Consider the following 5,903-nt stretch of genomic DNA (forward strand, 5'->3'; position numbering starts at 1 on the left):
TAAGCCTGGCATAGATGCCCGGATAACACCTGAATTCAGAGTCTTGCCGTAGGCAAGGCTTCCTTTTCTAACAAGTTTACGAAGCATTACGCTTTTCACGAGATAAAAATAAAGCCGTAACCCCAGGTGTATACTGGGATTGCGGCTTTTTAGGTGTCAAAGATGGGAATTAAGAAAAATTGTAATCAATCAGTCTCTTGTTGTCAACGAAATATTTGACTGTTTCCGAAAACTTTTCCCGGCAACTTGTTATCATATGCAAGCAACAATAAAACCGGATCAATCTTTTTCCAAATTAAGAACCGCATTCATGCTTCCCATCTTGTAACCCTGAAGGTCGAGTGCCACATACATAAATCCGATTTCTTTAAATCTCGCATACACCTTTTCACGAATCTCGGAAGAAGCAAGGCGCTCGATATCCTCAGCAGGGACCTCTATCCTTGCAAGATCCCCGTGCACACGAACACGCTCCTGAACAAAGCCGTTCTCTATAAGATACTGCTCAGCCAGGTCCAGCATGTGAAGCTTTTCCTCAGTGATCTCATCACCGTAAACAAACCTTGTGGCAAGGCAGGCATAAGCCGGTTTACTCCATGTAGGAAGATCCATAGCCTTAGAAATCAGTCTGATTTCCTCCTTGGTAAGACCCGCTTCCCGAAGAGGACTTGTGACTTTAAGCTCTTCAACCGCCTTAAGTCCCGGACGATAATCGCCAAGATCATCCATGTTGGAACCCTCTGCCACATACTCGATTCCGTTTTCCTTAGCTATCCTTATTATTTCTTGAAAAATCATGCGCTTACAGTGATAGCATCTGTCCGCATGATTGTGCCTGAATTCTTCGAGTTCAAGAGGATTAACCCTCGCTTCTATCTGCCTGATTCCGCGACTTTTGCAAAACTCAGAGGCCTCGGATTTTTCTCTCTCCGGCATCGATGCAACTATGCTTGTTACGGCAATCGCCTTATCTCCAAGCACTTTGTGGGCTACAGTAAGTAAAAGCGTGGAATCCACACCTCCTGAAAAACCCACAGCAAGTGATCCGAGTCCGCGAATATAATACTCAAGTTTTGCGAGCTTTTCCTGAAGCTCCCCCGTAAGTGATCCATCCATACCACTTCACCTCCCAGATATTCACATTAGCTAATATATCACATGAATATTTCGTTTATAGTAATTCACATTTGTTTATGTTTACAAGCAGCTTATTATACTCTGCTCTGATTTTACTTCCCATTTCAGGCTTTTTTCATAACCATGTCGCAATCCCTTGCGCATACTCTCGCCACTATAACCCCAATTTCATATAACAGATAAAGAGGCACGCTGAGCATTATCTGAGACACCACATCAGGCGGCGTAAGAATCGCAGACGCAGTAACAATAAGAAGAAGTACATATTTTCTGAAAACAGCGAGCTGTCTGTAATTCACAATCCCATGGCTCGAGAGCATATAAATGACAACCGGAAGCTCAAACGCAACTCCGAACGGAAGTAGGAATGACAACAGGAAATTAAGATACTTATCCATCGCAAAAAGCGGCGTAGCAACAGCCTCTCCCGCAACCAGGAAAAAATTCAGAGCCAGCGTATAAACCGCTATATAGCAAAACAATATTCCGGCGATAAACAAGATGAGACCAATCCCAAATAGAATCCTGAAACGCTTTATCTCATGTTCATAAAGCGCAGGCTTTACAAATCTCCAGATTATAAAAAGAATGACAGGGCTCGTTATAACAACTCCCAGAATTAGTGATATCCTCAGTCTAAGTGTGAAAGCATCGCTGACACCTGTGTAGATCACGGATACATTCCTGCTTACAAGCGGCGCCTCCATAAATCTGATGGCAGGATCACACAAAAACATAAAGGCAACGATTACACCCACGACAAGGAAGGCAGCTGCCGTTATCAGCCGCTGCCGAAGTTCCTTTAGATGTGTAAGTATGGGCCTGCTCTCGTCTGTCACTGCTTGCTAACCCTCAATCTTTCCTGCCCTATAGCATCACTTTTCTTTAGAGATATCTCTTTTCCTTAGGTGTATACTTTTTCCCTTAGATACATCCCTTTTCCTTAAGACATCATTTTTCCTTAAGAGCGTCGCTCTCTTCACCCTTAACTTCTTCTCTGAATTCTCTGACACTCTTACCCAGAGCCTTGCCAACTCCGGCAAGTTTTCCGCCACCGAAAACCACTGCAGCAATGAGCAAAATTACAATTAATTCCTGTACTCCAATATGCATCTCTTTTCCTCCTCATAAAACTGGTTGCTATCTAAATCTATTCAGCCAGCATCATAAATTGCCTTTATCAACAAACTTGCATAATTAAGATTTGGCTCTGAGATTTAATTTATTTTTCATCGAGATTGATATCACCCGTAAGCTCCTGCACGGCCGACCTAAAACGCCTTACGACTTTTCCCAGTTTCCTTGCAACCTTGGGCAGATCCTCAGGGCCCACCACAATAAAAGCCACAAGTAGAATTATTAAAAGCTCGCCAGCGCCCATTCCGATCATTACTTGTACTCCTTAATAAGTGACAAAACATTTTCCCTACAGATCATATCCGCTGTCTTGTCCTTAAGTCTGTCGAGAAGCTTGTAATACTTGACCACTTCAGCAGGATAGGTTGCCCAATGTCCAACCTTGTCCGTACCCACAAGGAATCTGTCGGGATGCTTTTCTATAAGCTGAACCCAATCATCAAGCGTGTTTCCATCAAAATAATTATCAGGAAATTCATCGAGGAAATAGTAATCATAAACGATCCAGGAAATATCTATCCAAAGATTGCTGTTCTTTCTAAGAAGCTCATCAGCAATTTTTATAAGGTCCTTGACCTCAACTCTTCGTGAAATTCCCACGTGAGCCCAGATTATTTTGCAATCACGGTTGTACTCAAGGGCGTTGTAAAGCTCGTCGAGATACAGAATGTTCTCTGTACTCTGAGCCGTGATATTGTGATGAACAAGGACCGGAAGTCCTTCCTTAGCCGCCAGGTCGAAGATTCCAAGGAAGCCCTCACCATCAATATGCGGAGGCTCTCCATAGGTAAGTGCCGTCAGGTCATCATGTCTGCTCATGATTTCACCTATGCCGTTCCAGAACTTGGGATATCGTGCGAGCACCTGTTCAACGTGGTCCGCAGCAAACTTGTCATTGCAGTTAAAACCGCAGCAGAAGGGATAAAATCTGTCCCTTATTTCTTTTGGCTGCGCAAGAAGATCCTCGGCAAGCAAATAGTCTGTCGCGGAATAGTAATAGCATCTTGAATCATTGCTGAGATAATATGATGGAGCCTCGGGCATGCTGCTATCCCACTGCTTTGCAATACCCATTCCAAAGATTACCGACTTTGAAACTCCTGACATATCCATAGCCTCGCACAGGGCCGGAAAGCCATCTGACTTTTCAAGGAAGTCGGTGTAATGCAGATGATTATCTATGATATCGTATCGAATCTTTTCCTTTGGAGCTTCAATCTTAATCTTCTCGTTGGGCGCTCTGTCCTGCCCCTCAAGATGATTCTTGTACGCTGACCCTTCTGTTTCCTCTGCTGCCAGAACCCGGCCAATCCCACCGGGAATCATTGAAGAAGCTGCAATCCCGGCAGCCCCTGCAGCTGTGAGCTTTAGAAACTCACGTCTTGTCATTTCCACGCTTCCGCGCTCCTCATTTTTATTCATTCGCACTCCTTAATGCGAGCAATAGAACTCCCCGCTCATATTATCAAAATAACGTTTACTATTTCATTTTAACGTCTGCACTAAGGTATTGTTATGAAGTTTCCATAAACTTTTTCTAAAGTTAGGAATTGTTTTTAAAACTTTTACTTGCGTGCACATCCAGGTGAAGAATTATTATAAAAACCCCAAGCAGACATTGAATTGTCTACTTGGGGTTTCGATCATATTCTCTGATAAGACCTTATCAACTAATATGACAAGGTTTTCCCTGACATAGCCCTATCTACTCATTACGGCAAAAATTTTCCTGATGCAAGATACAGTTCCCACCACTCGTTGTGTGTGAGCTTTCCCTTATTACTGTAATGTGCTCGCATTCAATTTTGATATAGTACAGTTCAAAATCATTGTCACATGCCAAAATGTCCACGAAATAGGTTCCGTCCTGCTTAGAAACCTCCTCATAGAGCCAGGTTATTACCGGACCCTCAGATGAAGCTTCTTTCATGAGCGCACTTACCAACTTATCACCATCATCCGAGCTGATCTTTGCATTACCTGAAAATACGAGCTTTTTTCGTATCTCCTCTTCCTCAACAAACAACTCATCGTCAAAGTCATCGTCTTCATCTATATCTTCAAATGTGTCCGGATTTTCTTTGTCTTCAAATATGTCTTCATCAAGACCATACAGATCCGTAATTGTTAATGCGATTCGATCCTCATCAGCAACAATATTCATGATCGTTGCATCATGATTGGCGAGCATCTCCCTCACATCCTCAAGCTCAGGGTGCGCCTTATCCTCTTCCTCCGCTGCCTTCATTATCGCATTGAAGCGCTCTTCATTTCTGACCTCTTCCTCATGGAGCTTGTCAAAGACACTTTCAGGATAAAGTTCAAGTGCTATAAGTCTGCTATCTACCTCATCAAAAACCCACTCGGGAAGATTTGAATACTTCATCCATTTCAGGTTTTCTTCGTAAAGCTCTCTAAACTCCTTCCTTAATTCATCATCTAAATCCTGCTCATTTTCCTCGCAATACTCAAGCAGCTCTTTTTCATAAAGCTCTTCAATATCACTGTCGCTATAGTCTTTATCAGGTATCCTCTTTGCACATAATGTATAATCCAGTCTCTGCATCAGGTGATACCATTCTTTTGTGAAATATTTCATGATTAGATTAATTTCTCCTTTATTTCATTTATTGTTGCAGCGTTGTATGTCGCAAGCTTCTTAATTAGAACAATTTCTCCTTTATTTCATTTGTGGTTGCTGTTTTGTATGTCGCAAGCTTCTTAGTATCCTCTTCGCCCTTTTTATTCAGCCAGGCAACCTTTATCCCGGCATTATATGCTCCAATCACATCTGTCTCATATAAATCGCCGATGTATACGATATTCTCTCGCTTTTCGGAGGGGTTATCTGCCAGAGCAGATTGTATTGCAAGTTCAAAGAATTCTTTACACGGCTTTGTTCGCCCGAAATCTGCACTGGACCAGATACCTTTAAAATATTTTCCCAGGCCCTTTCGATTCAGGATTATCAATAGTGCTTCAGCCCTAAAACCACTGTTAGACAAAACGTACATTGGAATATTCCTTTGTTCGCTTTCTTTAAGCAGATCTTCTATCCCCGGATTGATTTCAAATTCATTGCAGGCCATCAAGAAATCCGCTTCTTCCTCTGCATCCATGGAGACTACCTCTCCTCCGAATTTTTCGGCATATAGCGGCAATTCTTCCTCCACAAAAGGAAACTCCTTCCACTCGGCATGCCTGGACATAAGCACCTGGAACAATTCTTCTCCATATGTTTTTATGTCTTCAAACTTACATTTATCTTTGTAATATTTCTCCCAGAAGATTTTTAGTCCCCTGTTAAAATCCATACTCTTACTGTTAAGTAACGTCTCAAAGTAATCAAATATAAGAATCATTGTAGTTTTTCTATTTTCCCTTACTAAACTATTTGAAGTTGCCTTCCACCTGGCATTTGTCCATGCTTTTAATGTCTGCTGCCTCCCCAACGCTGACTATAAAAAATATCTACTACCTTATTTTCCCCATTTTATCTATGATTTAGCTAAAAATGCTGCTTTCATAGATACTTGCAGGCTCTTCCATCTATGATTTCAGAAATATTCCTATTTTCATAGATAGTCTAAAATTCTTAATCTATGATTTTCCTAGAAATGCTGTTTTCA

Annotated in this window: 7 protein-coding genes; all 7 read right to left on the bottom strand. The window is 41.9% G+C overall.

Annotated elements, in window-relative coordinates:
- Positions 1-279: 279 nt before the first annotated feature.
- Positions 280-1,116 carry an ATP-dependent sacrificial sulfur transferase LarE gene (gene larE / locus G586_RS0120675; RefSeq protein WP_026529225.1) on the bottom strand — a complete coding sequence of 279 codons (837 nt, stop codon included), beginning with the start codon at positions 1,114-1,116 and terminating at the stop codon, positions 280-282.
- Between the two features lie 125 nt (positions 1,117-1,241).
- Positions 1,242-1,976, bottom strand: a complete 735-nt coding sequence (gene tatC, locus G586_RS24310) for a twin-arginine translocase subunit TatC (protein WP_051204990.1) — start codon at positions 1,974-1,976, stop codon at positions 1,242-1,244.
- 112 nt (positions 1,977-2,088) lie between these two features.
- Positions 2,089-2,250, bottom strand: coding sequence for a twin-arginine translocase TatA/TatE family subunit (locus G586_RS25880; protein WP_081674510.1), 162 nt, complete (start codon positions 2,248-2,250; stop codon positions 2,089-2,091).
- A 109-nt stretch (positions 2,251-2,359) separates the two neighbouring features.
- A complete protein-coding gene (locus G586_RS25885; protein WP_081674511.1) occupies positions 2,360-2,527 on the bottom strand; it encodes a Sec-independent protein translocase subunit TatA/TatB in 168 nt (55 codons plus the stop codon).
- A complete protein-coding gene (locus tag G586_RS24315; RefSeq protein ID WP_051204991.1) occupies positions 2,527-3,696 on the bottom strand; it encodes an amidohydrolase family protein in 1,170 nt (389 codons plus the stop codon). The genes G586_RS25885 and G586_RS24315 overlap by 1 nt, the downstream gene beginning before the upstream one ends.
- Positions 3,697-3,979: 283 nt before the next feature.
- Entirely contained in the window at positions 3,980-4,873 is an 894-nt protein-coding gene (locus tag G586_RS0120700; RefSeq protein WP_026529226.1) for a hypothetical protein, read from the bottom strand.
- A gap of 64 nt (positions 4,874-4,937) precedes the next feature.
- A complete protein-coding gene (locus tag G586_RS0120705) occupies positions 4,938-5,726 on the bottom strand; it encodes an HAD family hydrolase (protein WP_026529227.1) in 789 nt (262 codons plus the stop codon).
- Positions 5,727-5,903 lie beyond the last annotated feature (177 nt).

Origin of the sequence: Butyrivibrio sp. VCD2006 (assembly GCF_000423925.1) — a bacterium.
Lineage (GTDB): Bacteria > Bacillota > Clostridia > Lachnospirales > Lachnospiraceae > Butyrivibrio.

Bases quoted from the DNA above. Each gene is read 5' to 3' on its own strand.
- larE (WP_026529225.1), bottom strand. From the start codon at position 1,116: ATGGATGGATCACTTACGGGGGAGCTTCAGGAAAAGCTCGCAAAACTT.
- G586_RS25885 (WP_081674511.1), bottom strand. From the start codon at position 2,527: ATGATCGGAATGGGCGCTGGCGAGCTTTTAATAATTCTACTTGTGGCT.
- G586_RS25880 (WP_081674510.1), bottom strand. From the start codon at position 2,250: ATGCATATTGGAGTACAGGAATTAATTGTAATTTTGCTCATTGCTGCA.
- G586_RS24315 (WP_051204991.1), bottom strand. From the start codon at position 3,696: ATGAATAAAAATGAGGAGCGCGGAAGCGTGGAAATGACAAGACGTGAG.
- G586_RS0120700 (WP_026529226.1), bottom strand. From the start codon at position 4,873: ATGAAATATTTCACAAAAGAATGGTATCACCTGATGCAGAGACTGGAT.